This is a genomic window from Pseudanabaena sp. SR411 (genome assembly GCF_002251945.1).
Classification (GTDB): Bacteria; Cyanobacteriota; Cyanobacteriia; order Pseudanabaenales; family Pseudanabaenaceae; genus Pseudanabaena.
On sequence record NZ_NDHW01000076.1, the window covers coordinates 13,922 to 28,332 of the forward strand.

Annotated in this window: 12 protein-coding genes and 1 tRNA gene; 8 read left to right on the top strand and 5 right to left on the bottom strand. The window is 43.7% G+C overall.

Features of this window, described 5'->3' with window-relative positions:
- The first annotated feature begins 15 nt into the window (after positions 1-15).
- Positions 16-891, top strand: coding sequence for an S-methyl-5'-thioadenosine phosphorylase (locus tag B9G53_RS06740; RefSeq protein ID WP_094530472.1), 876 nt, complete (start codon positions 16-18; stop codon positions 889-891).
- 45 nt (positions 892-936) lie between these two features.
- Here B9G53_RS06740 and hemE read toward each other — a convergent pair whose 3' ends face one another.
- Entirely contained in the window at positions 937-1,974 is a 1,038-nt protein-coding gene (gene hemE, locus B9G53_RS06745) for a uroporphyrinogen decarboxylase (RefSeq protein ID WP_094530474.1), read from the bottom strand.
- Positions 1,975-2,288: 314 nt separating this feature from the next.
- Between hemE and B9G53_RS06755 the strand changes: the two genes are divergently transcribed.
- Positions 2,289-2,723, top strand: a complete 435-nt coding sequence (locus B9G53_RS06755) for a cytochrome c (protein ID WP_254923579.1) — start codon at positions 2,289-2,291, stop codon at positions 2,721-2,723.
- 27 nt (positions 2,724-2,750) lie between these two features.
- On the opposite strand, the gene rph is transcribed toward B9G53_RS06755, so the two are convergent.
- Positions 2,751-3,497, bottom strand: coding sequence for a ribonuclease PH (gene rph / locus B9G53_RS06760; RefSeq protein WP_303396070.1), 747 nt, complete (start codon positions 3,495-3,497; stop codon positions 2,751-2,753).
- 502 nt (positions 3,498-3,999) lie between these two features.
- A complete protein-coding gene (locus tag B9G53_RS06765) occupies positions 4,000-5,472 on the bottom strand; it encodes a serine/threonine-protein kinase (protein ID WP_094530480.1) in 1,473 nt (490 codons plus the stop codon).
- Between the two features lie 243 nt (positions 5,473-5,715).
- Here B9G53_RS06765 and B9G53_RS06770 point away from each other — a divergent pair.
- A tRNA-Lys gene (locus B9G53_RS06770) sits at positions 5,716-5,787 on the top strand.
- 173 nt (positions 5,788-5,960) lie between these two features.
- On the opposite strand, the gene acsF is transcribed toward B9G53_RS06770, so the two are convergent.
- Positions 5,961-7,040, bottom strand: a complete 1,080-nt coding sequence (gene acsF / locus B9G53_RS06775; protein WP_094530482.1) for a magnesium-protoporphyrin IX monomethyl ester (oxidative) cyclase — start codon at positions 7,038-7,040, stop codon at positions 5,961-5,963.
- 179 nt (positions 7,041-7,219) lie between these two features.
- Positions 7,220-8,962 carry an alpha/beta hydrolase gene (locus tag B9G53_RS06780; RefSeq protein ID WP_217901524.1) on the bottom strand — a complete coding sequence of 581 codons (1,743 nt, stop codon included), beginning with the start codon at positions 8,960-8,962 and terminating at the stop codon, positions 7,220-7,222.
- A 198-nt stretch (positions 8,963-9,160) separates the two neighbouring features.
- On the opposite strand from B9G53_RS06780, the gene chlP reads away from it, so the two are divergent.
- The 5 genes from chlP (at position 9,161) to B9G53_RS06805 (ending at position 14,201) form a co-directional block, all read left to right on the top strand.
- On the top strand, positions 9,161-10,381 hold the full coding sequence (gene chlP, locus B9G53_RS06785) for a geranylgeranyl reductase (RefSeq protein WP_094530487.1): 1,221 nt from the start codon (positions 9,161-9,163) through the stop codon (positions 10,379-10,381).
- A gap of 77 nt (positions 10,382-10,458) precedes the next feature.
- Entirely contained in the window at positions 10,459-10,878 is a 420-nt protein-coding gene (locus tag B9G53_RS06790; RefSeq protein WP_094530489.1) for a hypothetical protein, read from the top strand.
- Complete coding sequence (locus B9G53_RS06795; RefSeq protein ID WP_094530491.1) at positions 10,875-11,285, top strand: HNH endonuclease; 411 nt, start codon at positions 10,875-10,877, stop codon at positions 11,283-11,285. The genes B9G53_RS06790 and B9G53_RS06795 overlap by 4 nt, the downstream gene beginning before the upstream one ends.
- 121 nt (positions 11,286-11,406) lie before the next feature.
- Positions 11,407-11,826, top strand: coding sequence for a hypothetical protein (locus tag B9G53_RS06800; RefSeq protein ID WP_094530493.1), 420 nt, complete (start codon positions 11,407-11,409; stop codon positions 11,824-11,826).
- 2 nt (positions 11,827-11,828) lie between these two features.
- Positions 11,829-14,201, top strand: a complete 2,373-nt coding sequence (locus B9G53_RS06805) for a tetratricopeptide repeat protein (protein ID WP_094530496.1) — start codon at positions 11,829-11,831, stop codon at positions 14,199-14,201.
- Positions 14,202-14,411: the final 210 nt, after the last annotated feature.

A 14,411-nucleotide genomic window follows, 5' to 3' on the forward strand; every position in this document is an offset into this window, starting at 1 on the left:
TAATTCCTAAAAACTATGACAGTTAACGCACAAATTGGCATTATTGGTGGCAGTGGACTCTACAAAATGTCCGCTCTGACTGATATTCAAGAAATTAACATTGATACTCCCTTTGGCAAAACGTCAGATGCATTTATCTATGGCAAATTGTCAGGAACTCCTGTGTTATTTCTGGCTAGACATGGGCGATCGCACCATTTGCTACCATCGGAAGTCCCCTATCGAGCCAATATCTATGCGCTCAAAAGTCTGGGCGTGGAATATATCATATCGGCTTCAGCCGTTGGCTCGTTACAGGAATATGCCCGCCCCCTTGATATAGTCCTTCCCGATCAATTTATTGATCGCACCATTAGCCGTACTTCCACATTTTTTGGTGAGGGGATTGTCGCTCACGTTGCTTTCGGCGAGCCAATTTGCAAATCACTACTATCAGTCGTTGCATCATCGGCGGAAGGGGTTGATTTAGGACGTAACAAAGTCCATAAAGGCGGAATTTATCTCTGCATGGAGGGGCCAGCCTTTTCGACTAAAGCTGAGTCTCTGCTCTATCGCAGTTGGGGCGCAAAGGTAATTGGGATGACCAATCTCACTGAAGCCAAGCTTGCCCGCGAAGCGGAAATCGCCTATGCTACGATCGCCTTGGTCACCGATTATGATTGCTGGCATGATGATCATGAGAGTGTGACCGTAGAAATGATCATCCAAAATTTACAAAAAAATGCCCTGAATGCTCAAGCTGTAATTCAAAACGCAGTGGCAAAAATTGCCGTGAATCCGCCTAAATCTGAAGCTCATCATGCTCTGAAGACTTCGATCTTGACGGATTTAAGTAAGGTATCTGATGCTAGCCGCGATCGCTTAAAAGTAATTTTGCAAAAGTATCTCTAACAAAAAAGCCTCGCTTAGCGAGGCTTTTTTGTTAGAGATACTTTTTTAAGAGCCAAGCCCTTTAACTGTCTCAAAGAAAAATCTGGCGTTATCTTCGGGTGTGTTGGGTAAAATGCCATGTCCGAGGTTCATGATATGACCCTTGTTGCCAGCTTTTTGAACAACTTCCAAAATGCGATCGCGAATGTAGCTTTGCTCAGCAAAAAGCACACAAGGATCGAGGTTGCCTTGAACAGGAACATGATGACCAATGCGATCGCGTGCGTCAGCCATATCAACTGTCCAGTCAACACTGACAATATCCACACCAGACTTAGGCATTAGATCTAGGACACCCGCACTACCACTAATGTAAAGGATCAATGGGGTATCAGGATACTGAGCCTTGACCTTATCGACAACCATCTTTTGGTAAGGCAGTGCAAAAGTTTTATAGTCAGTTGGGCAAAGATGTCCTGCCCAAGAGTCGAACATTTGAACGACTTGAGTCCCACACTCGATCTGGTGGATCACATAAGTACCGACCATTTCGGCAATTTTAGTCAGAAAGCTATGGATGATCGCTGGCTCTTTGTAAGCCATCGCCTTAATCGTAGAATAATCCTTAGAGCCTTTACCCTCAACAGAATAGGCAGCTAATGTCCAAGGTGCGCCCACAAATCCAAGAATTGTCGCTTGATCCTTAACTTCTTCTTTGATCGCGCTTAAAATCTTCCGAATGAAGGGAACAGCAGTATCAGGATCAAACTCTGTTAGAGCATCAACCTGAGCTTGGGTGCGAATTGGGGACTCAATAATTGGTCCTCTGCTTTCGATGATGTCAAAGTTAATGCCGATACCTGTGAGTGGAGTGAGGATATCGGAGAACATAATCACGCCATCAGGTTGAAAAGCGCGAAATGGTTGCAAAGAAATTTCGGCGGCGAGTTCAGGGATTTCCGATCGCTCTCTAAATGTTGGATATTTGTCACGCAAATCACGATACACCTTCATGTATCTACCTGCTTGACGCATCATCCATACTGGTGGACGATCCAGTACTTCACCTCTTGCTGCCCTTAGCAAGCGATCATTTCCTCCCATAATCAACTCTTTCCTATGTTTTAAAACTTTTTTATGATTGTGCTTTTGAATTATAGAACGTCAAGTACCAGACGCTAACGCTTTGCCTGCTTGGCTAAGTCGTGAGTTTGCTATCGGACAAAGGTTGATCACCGCACCGTATCTCAGAATGGGGCATCAGGCAATGATCAAACTTAGGCTTTATTTAATTGCTAATTACAATTCGATTACTTATACTTTCTTTAAGATATGTTATTAATACTTAAGCTATGAATACTTTACGAAGTACAAACTAAGTAAAAGTTTTGGCTAACCAATAGCTAGGTTTAAAAACTGTGACTAACGAAGGGGCAAATTTGACAAAGGGTACTGATGTGGTGGCAGATACGACATCAGCTCCAGCATTGAAAGAAATTGAGGCAGGTTCGTCCCTAAAAACAATCGTGGCGATCGCAGTTACTTTTGCGATCATGGCGCTCTCCATATTCTTCTGGATATTCAGTCCACCGCTCGATCAATATACACAGTCGGTTTTAAATCTTTCAGGCGATCCTGTACAGGGACGCTCAATTTTTGTGATGAATTGTGTGGCTTGTCATGGGCAATGGGCTAATGGCAAAGTTGGACCCAGCTTGCAGGGTGTGTCTGATCGCAAGTCCGATGCGCGTCTAATCCAACAGGTAGTCAGTGGTGAAACTCCACCCATGCCACAGTTTCAACCAAGTCCTCAAGATATGGCAGATTTGTTGAGTTATCTCAAGCAACTATAAAAAGAGCGGCACATCGCGCCGCTCTTTTTATAGTTGACTTTGGAGCAGTTCTCCAATTCCTTTTTCCGCAACATCGAGCATTTGATTAAGTTGCGATCGCGAGAATGTATCCGATTCGCCAGTGCCTTGCACCTCGATCAGCTTGCCACTGCTGTCCATAACCACATTGAGATCAACACTTACAGCGACATCTTCTTTGTAATTTAAGTCCAAAATTGGGACACCATCCAGTAAACCTACAGACACAGCCGCAACAGCATTACGAATTGGCGATCGCGTAATTTTGCCTTCAGAGAGTAAGCGATCGCAGGCTGCTTTGAGAGCCACAAATCCCCCTGTAATTCCACCCGTGCGTGTACCACCATCGGCTTGTAGCACGTCAATATCAACAGTAAAAGTGTAATTGGCGATCGCGGTCATATCTAACGCAGCTCTCAAACTACGCCCAATTAATCTTTGGATTTCTTGAGTACGTCCTGATAGTTTCATAAATTCCCGTTGTTGACGCGGAATTGTAGATGCAGGCATCATCCGATATTCGGCTGTTAGCCAACCTTGATTACTCCCAGTCAGGAATTTCGGTACACCTTCTTCGATGGAAACTGTACAGATCAATTGGGTATCGCCAAATTTTGCCAACACTGAACCCGCAGGTGCTTTGGTAAATGGCTGCTGCAAGTGCACTGGGCGCAGTTGATCCCAAGCTCTACCATCGGGACGTTGGATAATCGGCAAATCACTCATGATCACTGTTTGTAAAGTCTTTCCAATCATATAGCAATCCTAAAGGGTTTGTGGAAGAGCGCTTCGAAGGAGCGCTCTTCCACAAACCCAAAAATCTACAAAGGATTTAGGACAGCTATAGCAAAAAAAGAGTTATCCCAAATCACAAAATGGCGTAGCCATTTTGTGATTTTGAAACCCTTATTGGGATTGGTTTTTAATTCCCAAAAGTGTAGCCACACTTTCAGGAATTGGTATTAGCTAACCCAAGAATCGAGTGGCGGCGCGAAGCGCCGCCACTCGATTCTTGGGTTTTATGTCCTAAGCAAAACTTGCTTTGCTATATATAGCTGTCACCATTCTTGTTAGGACATAAAACCCAAATAGTGTGAGGCGGCGCGAAGCGCCGCCTCACACTATTTGGGTTTTGATTTGTCCTGATACAGATGGCTATAGCTATAGCAATTAATATATAGAGATTTTCCAGTCTGCCAAAGAACGTGTTTGTGTTCCTAAAATGCCCCTACATCTCATAGCATCAGTTCTATCCATATCAATCATCATCCTTTTTCTTACCACCTTTTTTTGAAGGAAGTTCGCGTTTCGAGGGTGGGATTAATCGCTCATCAGGTCTGAGTTCCAGCGCTTTAGAAAAAGATGCGATCGCCTCATTCTCACGTCCCATACTTCTTAGTAATAATCCCTTTGCTCCCCAAGCATCGGCATTAGTGGGTTCTAACTTGATGGCTTCTTCTACTTTTGCTAAAGCTTCCTGAGGTTTGTTATTGCGATTGAGGATCAACGCTTGGGCAAGAAGTTCTTCAACGGATAAGGGCGTTGGGGCTGTGGTCGGTGAAGGCGTAACTTTTGGAGGAGTTGCCGTTGGACTCGCCGTTGGACTCGGTAAGTTGGGAGCTACGGGATTATTAACAACTTCAGGTACATTCTTGGCAGTTTTGCTGATGATTGCCATGATTACTACCAGCAGCAAAGCAAATCCTCCAGTGACCAAAACCCAAATAGGAAATGATTTGCGCGACGATGACTCTTGGAAGGCGACAGTGTGAGGGTTTCGATAAGAAGAATCCCCTTGAGAACCTGCTGCTTGTGTCGCAACCTGTGACGACGTGATGATAGTTGCTGCGTTGTTAGTCACATTGCTGACGCTAACGACGGTGGGCAAATCATGCTCAGTAACATTGGGCAGAGAGGCGATCGCCGCTAACACTTCTGAAGCTGTCTGATAGCGCTGGCGGAAATCGTAACGCACCATTTTGTCGAGAATATCTAGAAATTGCGGTGAGTAATTACCCTGTAAGCGATCGCGCCAAACCAGTTCCGCAGTTTCAGGATGTTCATTAAATAGGCGTGGCTCTGCGCCCGTAATTGCTTGGATTGTCATCATCCCAACCGCATAAATATCACTACTAAAGCGCGGCTTACCATTAAGTTGCTCGATGGGCATATATCCTGGGGAACCGATCGCGATCGTCAGATTGGTATTTCCTTGGGGATCAACTGCCAAACCACCAATTTCTTTAACTGCTCCAAAATCGATCAAGACAATTTTGCGATCGCTAGTACGACGAATTAAGTTGGCTGGTTTGATATCGCGATGGACAACATTGCGCTCATGCACATATACCAGTATTTCTAAAACCTCTTTGAGCAAGGCGATCGCCACCGCTTCAGGCGATCGCTTGCCATTACCAATCTCCTGAGTGAGATCCGTGCCATCAGCAAATTCTTGGACTAGATAAAATTCCTCACCTTCCTGAAAGTGGGCAAGTAAACGTGGAATGCGATCATGTGAGCCTAGAGAATAAAGCATCTCGGCTTCTTGATCGAAGAGACGCTTAGCAGTTTCCAACACAAAAGGCTCATGGGATAAAGGCTTAAGCTGCTTCACCACACAGGTAGGATGCGTTGGCAAATCAATATCTTCAGCCAGATATGTCTGCCCGAAGCCACCACCACCAAGGTGACTAATAATTTTGTAATGCCCTCTAAGTATGGTGTTTAGCACATTTTATCTATTTGTTTTTCTAGGTGATGGTAGGGAATTTAAGGTCATTATAAGGCTTAGAACAGCGAATACAAGGGGATTAAGCAATATGTCGCAACTGTAAATACTCCCCAAAAACAGGAGGTACGAAGCACCTCCTGTTATTTTTATAGCGATCGCCTGTTTTAATTTCGACTTTTGTGATGTATTTGTGCAAACATTTGCTAGTATAGAAATCGCTCTTTGAGCAAACGAGCAAATTTAGGGTGACTGGCGCAGTGGTAGCGCATCGGACTCTTAATCCGCTGGCCCTGGGTTCGAATCCCAGGTCACCCATTATCAAAATTTAGAGGTGCGTCGCTAAGCGACGTACCTCTAAATTTTGTTGGATATATGAGTAGTGCATAAAGACTTTTGAAAGCATCGTGACGCTTTCAAAAGTCTTTATGGGGTTTATTGCTAGCTGTGTCGAAAAAGAGGAAGAGCGATCGCTCTTCCTCTTTTGAGAATTAGAGAACTACACCCTTAGGAGCAGGAATAGAAGGTTGTAAATACATGGTCAGGAACTGCAAACCATTATTCGCAAGGTAAGGAAGCTTCTGAATCTTTTTCATCCATTCAGGAGCATTAGATTCGTCAATCTTTACCAGCTTGGCATTGTTCTCTTCGCACTTCTTCAGGCAAGCCCAGAATTTAGGATTTTCTAAATCCATAATTACAGGGAAAGCTTTTGCAGCATCACGATTGGTTTCGCGAAGAACTTCATCGACATACTTTCTAGTATCCATGCCGATAGATTCGTAGAACTCATTGCGAACACAAATATCATTTAGATACATGGTGGCAAATACTGATAGCAAGAAGAACTTACTCCAGAGATTAGCTCTGATACCCTTGATATTATTTTGCTCACTGCGGAGAAGCAAGCTACAGAAATCACCGTGGCGGCTCTCATCTTGGCACCAATTTTCAAAGAAATTGAAAATCGGGTAGATGCGATATTCAGGATGAGTAAGGAAATGTTGGTGAATCTTGATGTAGCGCCAGTAGCCGATCTTTTCCGAGAGATAAGTGGCGTAAAAAATAAACTTCGGTGCGAAGTAAACGTATTTCTTGGTTTTGGATAGGGTCGAAAGATCAAGTTGCAGATCAAAGTCGGGCATCGCCTTATTCAAGAAACCAGCGTGACGGGCTTCATCACGGCTCATCAAGCTAAAAATTTCAGCCATCAAAGGATTCTTGTCCTTAATTTTGACAGCAATTTCCTTGTACAGCAAAAATCCTGAAAACTCAGAAGTGCAAGATCCTTCAAGGAACACACGGAAATGCTCTCTCACCTTGGGATCGATATGATTCCAATCTTGGTTAAAGTCAGCAGTACGGACAAAGTGACGACGGTTATAGTCAAATTTAAATTCTTCGAGAATAGCTTCATAATCTGGCGTTAGATCGAAGATATCCATATTTGCCATCGCTTCAAAGTCAGTAGTGTAGAAGCGTGGGGTCAGGATCGATTCGCGTCGGCCAGTCCCGTTAACCTTTTGTTGGTTTGACTGGCTTACATCGGGTTTAGAAGGGGTAGCTACCATATTCTCTGTTTCTTAAATACTGAATAAAGGTGGGGATAAATTGCAGTTTAAATACCTATCTGACTGCCTATTTTACGACTAGTGTCTAGTTTATGGGTAGTTATATCTAGAAATAAGGTTTGCTTGTTAAGAAGCGTTAAGCAATTTTTCAACCGTGCAACGCATGGTTGAAAAATTGCTTAATTTGCGATCGCTGCATCAATTTGTTCCATACTTAGCGATCGCAACAGACTCACCTGAGCCAATGGCGTGGAAATATTTGCAAAATAGGCGGTAGTCAGGTATTCAGCATAACCAGCTTCTTGCAGCAGATGGGTTTTGAAAAAAGCCACACTTAGCAACTTGAGATACTCTTGCGAGGCGATCGCACTGGAACCTGACAGAACACTGCTGATTTCAGGACTAAGGCGATCGCTAGAGGTAATAGCCGTCACCGCCGTATGTCCCGCCCTATTTAGCAATACCAAGTAGCGATTGGGTGAGGTCAACCATGTAAATGGCACAATCTGCTCAGCGACCGCAGGCGCAAAGGTATCATCAGAACTGCCAACGATCGCGATCGGCGCAGTGATTTTGCTCAATGCAGGCTTACCCAAAACATGACTTGTTACTGGATTAACCGCGATCGCTGATTTAATACGCGCATCACCCAATTTATAGGTTTGGTTTGGCAATCCGAGAGCTACGCATTGCAATAACAGTGAGGCATTCCACTTATATTTACCTTGACAGGCTTCTGTCAAATCCGCAAACTGGATTTGAGCATCACTGACTAACGCCAAAGCTGCATAACCACCAAAGGAATGTCCAATCATGCCCACATTTTGCCAGTTGATATTGGCGCTATTAGGATTACCTGTCTGTGGTGACTTTTCTAGATAATTCAGCACCGCCGTAATGTCATTGGGTCGCTCAATAAAGCTCTGTGGTGGCGCAATCTCGCTAGCAGCCCCAATAATTAATTTATCTAACTGCTCCTCGCTGCTATTAGGGGAGACGGTCAGCACCACCGCAAATCCATAGGATGCTAAGTGTTCAGCAAGATAGAGTAATGGTTCGCGATTAGAGATCAGTCCTGGATAGATAACGATCGCTGGTATGGACGCAGATTTAGCAGTGGCAAGCTTTGGAATAAACAGATAAAAGGGGATTTCATACCGATTATCTATGGCTGGTGCATTGAGACTATATCGATCCCATGTTAATCCACCTTGATTTCGCAAATCAGCTAACTGTATTGGTGAAGGCGTTGGTGTTGCTCCTGATTGCCCAGCTTGTTTAATAGCCTCATCGTTGACCATCTGCACAACTTTTTGTGTATCTTGCAGTAGGTCGCTCAATTCGCCAACGGTTTGCAAACCTTCTTGAATATCAAAATAAATATCCGATGTGGGGAATTTTCGGAGGAAATTGAGCAAAGTTAAACCGTTTTGTTTGTCGGCTGTTGCCAACACAGCCGACGCACGGATAGCGCGATTACCCGATAGCATCGGGCCAGTTTTAATAAACTCACCTAAGATATCTAACGCTCTTTCTCCTTGAGATGTGTAGAGAAATCTTGATAGTAAAGATATAGGAACATCGGCTCGCTCTGTCAAAATGCGCCGAAAAGTTGCCATATCTGTTGCAGAAATATATCGCGAAGCCATATCAAGTGCGCCGCGCAGTTCCCCCGTTTTAGAAAACTCTTCCAAGTCATCCACAGATACCGAAACTTCAAAAATATTAAATCGGAAATTGACAGTTTCAGCAGCTTCACTAGGCTGAGCGATCGCCGCTCCACTAATTGCACTAAGCAAAAATATTAAAGTGGCAGATCGGGTAATCAATCGGCGTGAAATGTTGGCGATCGAGGCTGTGAGATATTTCATCATATGTAGCTTTATCTGGAGATCTCCCCTAGAAGCTAACACAACATTCACAAATTAAAACCCAAAAGGTAAGTGGCGGCGCTTCGCGCCGCCACTTACCTTTTGGGTTTTAGTCCCTAAATAAAACCTTCACGATACATAAAACAATACAAATGTTAATATTCATCAATTTTGCCCCAATCACTCTGGTGGCAATGCTAACATCCAAAATAGTTAAACCCCGATTAAATAAAGCTTTAGGAGCGTATTTTGACATTACGAGTTGCTGTTGTAGGCGGCGGGCCTGCGGGTTCTTGTGCGGCTGAAACACTTGCCAAAGCAGGAATTGAGACCTATATATTTGAGCGTAAACTGGACAACGCCAAACCCTGCGGTGGAGCAATTCCTCTATGTATGGTTTCCGAATTTGATTTGCCCGACGAAATCATCGATCGCCGCGTCCGCAACATGAAAATGATCTCTCCCAGCAATGTGGAAGTAGACATTAAACTCGACAATCCCGATGAATATATCGGTATGTGTCGCCGCGAAGTTTTAGATGCATTTTTACGCGATCGCGCTGCTAGCCTTGGAGCTAAGCTGATTAATGCTCGCGTCCTTGATATTAAAATTACCGAAAACGGTAAAAAGCCCTATGTAATTACCTATTCAGATTTCTCTGAAGGTGGCAACGAAGGCGTAATGCGTACTCTTGAAATTGACTTAATCGTCGGTGCTGATGGCGCTAACTCCGTAGTTGCTAAGGCGATGGATGCTGGTGACTATAACTATGCGATCGCCTTCCAAGAGCGCATTAGGATTTCGCCAGAAAAGATGGAATATTACAAAGATCTTGCAGAAATGTATGTGGGCGACGATGTTTCGCCTGATTTCTACGCATGGGTCTTCCCTAAATACGATCACGTTGCGGTTGGTACTGGCACAATGCACAAAAACCAACGCCTGATCAAGCAATTGCAAGCTGGTATTCGCGCCCGTGCGTTGCCTCGCATCGAAGGCGGCGAAGTGATTAAGGTCGAAGCCCACCCAATTCCTGAGCATCCAAGACCTCGCCGTGTTGTTGGTCGGATTGCCCTAGTTGGCGATGCGGCGGGCTATGTCACCAAGTCCAGTGGCGAAGGTATTTACTTTGCCGCTAAGTCGGGTCGCATGTGTGCCGAGGCGATCGTGGAGTTTGCGGAAGCAGGTAAACGCATCCCCACTGAAGCTGATCTCAAGGTTTACATCAAGCGTTGGGATAAGCAGTATGGCTTGACCTACAAGGTTCTCGACATTCTCCAGAATGTGTTTTATGCCACCAACGCCACTCGCGAAGCCTTTGTAGAAATGTGCGCTGATAAGGATGTACAGAAGCTCACTTTTGACAGCTATCTCTACAAAACCGTTGTGCCTGCTAATCCTTTCACTCAGTTGAAGATTACGCTCAAAACCCTCGGTAGTTTGCTGAGAGGCAATGCTTTAGCACCTTAATCAAAAAGGAGCGCGTAACGCGCTCCTTTTTTTTCTTGTTATAGTTTAAAAAGAGCAGTTCAAAATGTCACAAAAAAATGGCTCAGCTAACCATTGAAATTCCCGACGAATTAGCCCAAAGGCTAGCCCCATACAAAAATCAAATCTCAGAAATTTTCGCTAATCTAGTCAATACATCATCACTCCTCGAAAAGTCCACAGAGAAACTTGATGTATCAGGCACTCCCTCACCCACAGAATTACCAACTTATTTAGAGATTATTGATTTTTTAGTCAATCGCCCCACATCAGAACAGATTGCCAACTTCAAAGTTTCTGAGCGATCGCAAGCACGGTTGCGCGAATTACTTCAAAAAAATCGTGATTTAAACCTTATTTCGTCAGAAGTAGCAGAACTGAATCTTTATGAGCAACTCGATACCCTCATGACAATGATGAAGGTGAGAGCTTACGCTGCTATGAAATCCTCAAAGACTAGTAGCTCCAATCCAGAATGACTGTCTATATTTCCACACCTAGCAGACAGTTTGTAAGCGATCGAGCAAATGGGAAATGCGAATATTGTCTAATCCATCAGGACTTTTCTATATATAGCCATGAGGTAGATCATGCAGTTGCGATCAAGCACGGAGGATCGTCAAACACAGACAATTTAGTGCTGTCTTGTCTGCCTTGCAATCGATATAAAGGATCTGACTTAACCAGCATTGATCCTATAACCAAAGAGATTACAACTCTATTTAATCCACGAGCGTACCAATGGAGTGATCACTTTAAAATTGAGGGAAGTTATATTATCGGCTTAACCGATATTGGAAGAACCACCATATTTCTATTGAAGCTAAACGAGCCAAAGCGTTTAATGCTCAGGCAGTCTTTAATATCGCAGGGAATTTATCCTTAGACTTGCATAAATTTAAGATCGACTTACACCAGTTCATAAAAGTGTGACGACACTTATGTGAATTGGTATTACTGCTTAGCCATAATCATGAGAAAATCAGGTTAAATCGTGAGGTGTGAATATGGAGCCAGTAACAACGACAACGGCGATCGCGGCGGCTAAGCTTGTCGAACTTGCGTTTAACGAATTTGTTAAATCTGGTGCGGGGGAAATCGCGAAGAAAACAGTTGGTGGTGCTATCGACTTAGTGAAAAATCTGCGCGACAAAATCAAGGCGAAATTTCAAGGGAATGAACGTGCCGAAAAAGCCTTAGCTGAAGTCGAAAAAGAGGGTGATTCCACAGCACTGGACAAAGTTACCAAATATCTAGACCTTGAGTTGGATGAGGATGAGGCTTTTGCTACGGAAGTAAGGCAGATTGCCCAACAAATTATCAATATCCAAAACCAGAACAATTCAAGTCGGGAATACAACAACTATGGTCGCGATCAGATCAACATTGAAACTATCCAAGGCAATCCAAAAATTGGTGGGTCGTAGTCATGTCTCGTCAATATGACAACTATGGGCGTGATCAATACAATATCGAAAATGTTGATACGCTTAATGTTGTCAATCATGCCGATCGCAATGTGTTGCTAGATGATTGGAAGCCTTCCTTTGAGCATATGCAGGGACGCAAAGAGGCGATCGCTGATCTCAATATTGCGCTTGCCGATCCGAAAAAGGCGATCGCTTGCATTGTTGGGTTGGGTGGTTATGGCAAATCGACTTTAGCGGCAAAGTTGTTTGCTGAGTGGAAAGGCGATCGTTTTTGGGCGGATTTGAGTCAGCGATCGCGGGACTTTCGGGAGTTTGCGACTAGGGCGATCGCGCAGTTGGGGCAGAAATCTCTGGAACAGGTGAATAATTTGCCTGAAGTGGATTTGGGCTATGAGTTAGCGGCGGTGTTGCAGGGTAAGGGCTATTTGGTGGTGTTGGACAATCTCGAAAGTTTGCTCGATGGCGATGGCAATTTGGAGAGTGTATTATGGCAAGATTTTTTGGAACATTGGGCAAAACGAGGAGGAGGAAGCAAAGTTTTAATTACGACTCGTGAAGAGCCAAACTTATCGGATTTAGCAAATTTAGGGATACGTTGCTTTGATGTGCATGGATTAAAGGATTTTGAGGGACGGGCATTTTTGCGTGATCAGAATCTATTAGGAACAGATACAGAATTGGCAGAGGTGTCGCAAAGAGTAGGTGGTATTCCCTTGTCGTTGATGTTTATTAGAGCCTTGCTCCTCAGTGAATATAAAGATGAACCCCACGTTCGCTTTTTGCCTGAAGATTTGTTTGCAGTTGAGGGAGAGCATACGGGGCGTTGGCAGCAGGAGATAGTGACAACCGAGCAATTGTTTCGAGTCTGCTTTAACCGCCTAGAACCAAGATTGCAAAATCTGTTAATGGCGGAGAGTGTGTTTGCAAAGCCTTTTGACCGCACGATGGCGGCGGCGATGATCGCGGATGAGGAGGTGACGGATCGGGATTTGCTGTTGTTGAAGAAACGGGGTTTTGTGTTGGCGGAATCTGGTTGCTATCGCTTTCAACCACAAATTCAAGAATTAGTGCAGCGACAAGCCGAAAGTTTAACAAAATTCCATCGTAAAGCAATTTCCTATTATTGGAAAAATCGCAAACCAACACTCGATCCGAGTTACGACATGCTCGAAGATGCCGATCCCTATCTCCAAATTTTTCATCACTATTGTGAGTTGGGTGAATATGAAAGTGCTTTTCATGTGCTTTGCAGTGACACAAACAAAGTTGATAACTTTCTAACCTTGTGTGGATATTCTGCAAAACGAGTCGAACTTTACACGCGCTTAGTCAGTAGGTGGCAACAAGAGCAAACACAACAGTGGCAATATACCAATTCTTTAATCTCTCTAGGTGGTGCTTACTATTTACTAGGGCAGTACCAACAATCGATCTCCTTTCTCCAGCAATCCTTAAAAATCGCACAGGCACTTGGTGACAAGAATGGTGAAGCTAGTTCTCTCAATGGTTTGGGCGGTGCTTACTATTCTCTAGGGCAGTATCAAAAATCGATCTCCTTTCTCCAGCAATCCCTAGAAATTCAACGGGCACTTGGTGACAAGAATGGTGAAGCTAGTTCTCTCAATGGTTTGGGCAATGCTTACTATTCTCTGGTACAGTACCAACAAACGATCTCCTTTTACCAGCAATCCTTAAAAATCGCACAGGCGATCGGTTACAAGAAGGGGGAAGCAAGTTCTCTCGTCGGGTTGGGAAATGTTTACAATTCTTTGAAACAGTACCAAAAAGCAATCTCCTTTTACCAGCAATCCTTAGAAATCATACAGGGAATCGGTGATAAGAAAGGTGAAGCAAGTTCTCTTGGTAATTTAGGCAATGCTTACAATTTGCTAGGACAGTATCAAAAAGCAATCTCCTTTTACCAGCAATCCTTAGAAATTCAACAGGCAATCAGTGACAAAAAGGGTGAAGCAGGTTCTTTTCTTAATTTAGGCTGTGCTTACTATTCCTTAGGGCAGTACTGCCAAGCGATCGCCCTTTACCAGCAATCCTTAGAAATTCAACAGGCGATCAGCGACAAGCGGGGTGAAGCAATTTCATTTATGAATCTTGGTGAGGCTTATCATCATATTTGGAAGTTTAAGGAAGGATTTGTTGCTTTGAATAAAGCCAATAAACTCTTACAAGAACTTCAAATACCAATTCCAGAATCTTATGCCAAGAGGCTTATATTAATCATTCGTTTTGCCCAGCGCGGTAAATGGCAAATCGTCCTATGTTTCTGTATCGGCTTATTTGCCTTCCCCTTATTTCTCACTTACCTAATCGCACTCCATCTCTGGCGCTTAATCAAGAAAAAAGGGAAAAGATAAAAGGAAAAATTGGAGGTGAATTATGGAGTATTGCACATATTCATAGAGATCGCCTAGTTGTCTGAAAAGTAACGTGATTAGCGATCGTCAAGATCTAAAAACCTACATTCCGCTCGTAATGGAAGGGTAAAATAATTACCGAAAATCAAAATCATCGAAAATCAAAAAAGAGGAGGTAAATATTAATACAGAGATGAAAGTATCGAATCT

What these genes read in the sequence shown, in the direction of transcription:
- B9G53_RS06740 (WP_094530472.1), top strand. Translation starts at nt 16, where the DNA reads ATGACAGTTAACGCACAAATTGGCATTATTGGTGGCAGTGGACTCTAC.
- hemE (WP_094530474.1), bottom strand. Translation starts at nt 1,974, where the DNA reads ATGGGAGGAAATGATCGCTTGCTAAGGGCAGCAAGAGGTGAAGTACTG.
- rph (WP_303396070.1), bottom strand. Translation starts at nt 3,497, where the DNA reads ATGATTGGAAAGACTTTACAAACAGTGATCATGAGTGATTTGCCGATT.
- acsF (WP_094530482.1), bottom strand. Translation starts at nt 7,040, where the DNA reads ATGGTAGCTACCCCTTCTAAACCCGATGTAAGCCAGTCAAACCAACAA.
- B9G53_RS06790 (WP_094530489.1), top strand. Translation starts at nt 10,459, where the DNA reads ATGGCTCAGCTAACCATTGAAATTCCCGACGAATTAGCCCAAAGGCTA.
- B9G53_RS06795 (WP_094530491.1), top strand. Translation starts at nt 10,875, where the DNA reads ATGACTGTCTATATTTCCACACCTAGCAGACAGTTTGTAAGCGATCGA.
- B9G53_RS06800 (WP_094530493.1), top strand. Translation starts at nt 11,407, where the DNA reads ATGGAGCCAGTAACAACGACAACGGCGATCGCGGCGGCTAAGCTTGTC.
- B9G53_RS06805 (WP_094530496.1), top strand. Translation starts at nt 11,829, where the DNA reads ATGTCTCGTCAATATGACAACTATGGGCGTGATCAATACAATATCGAA.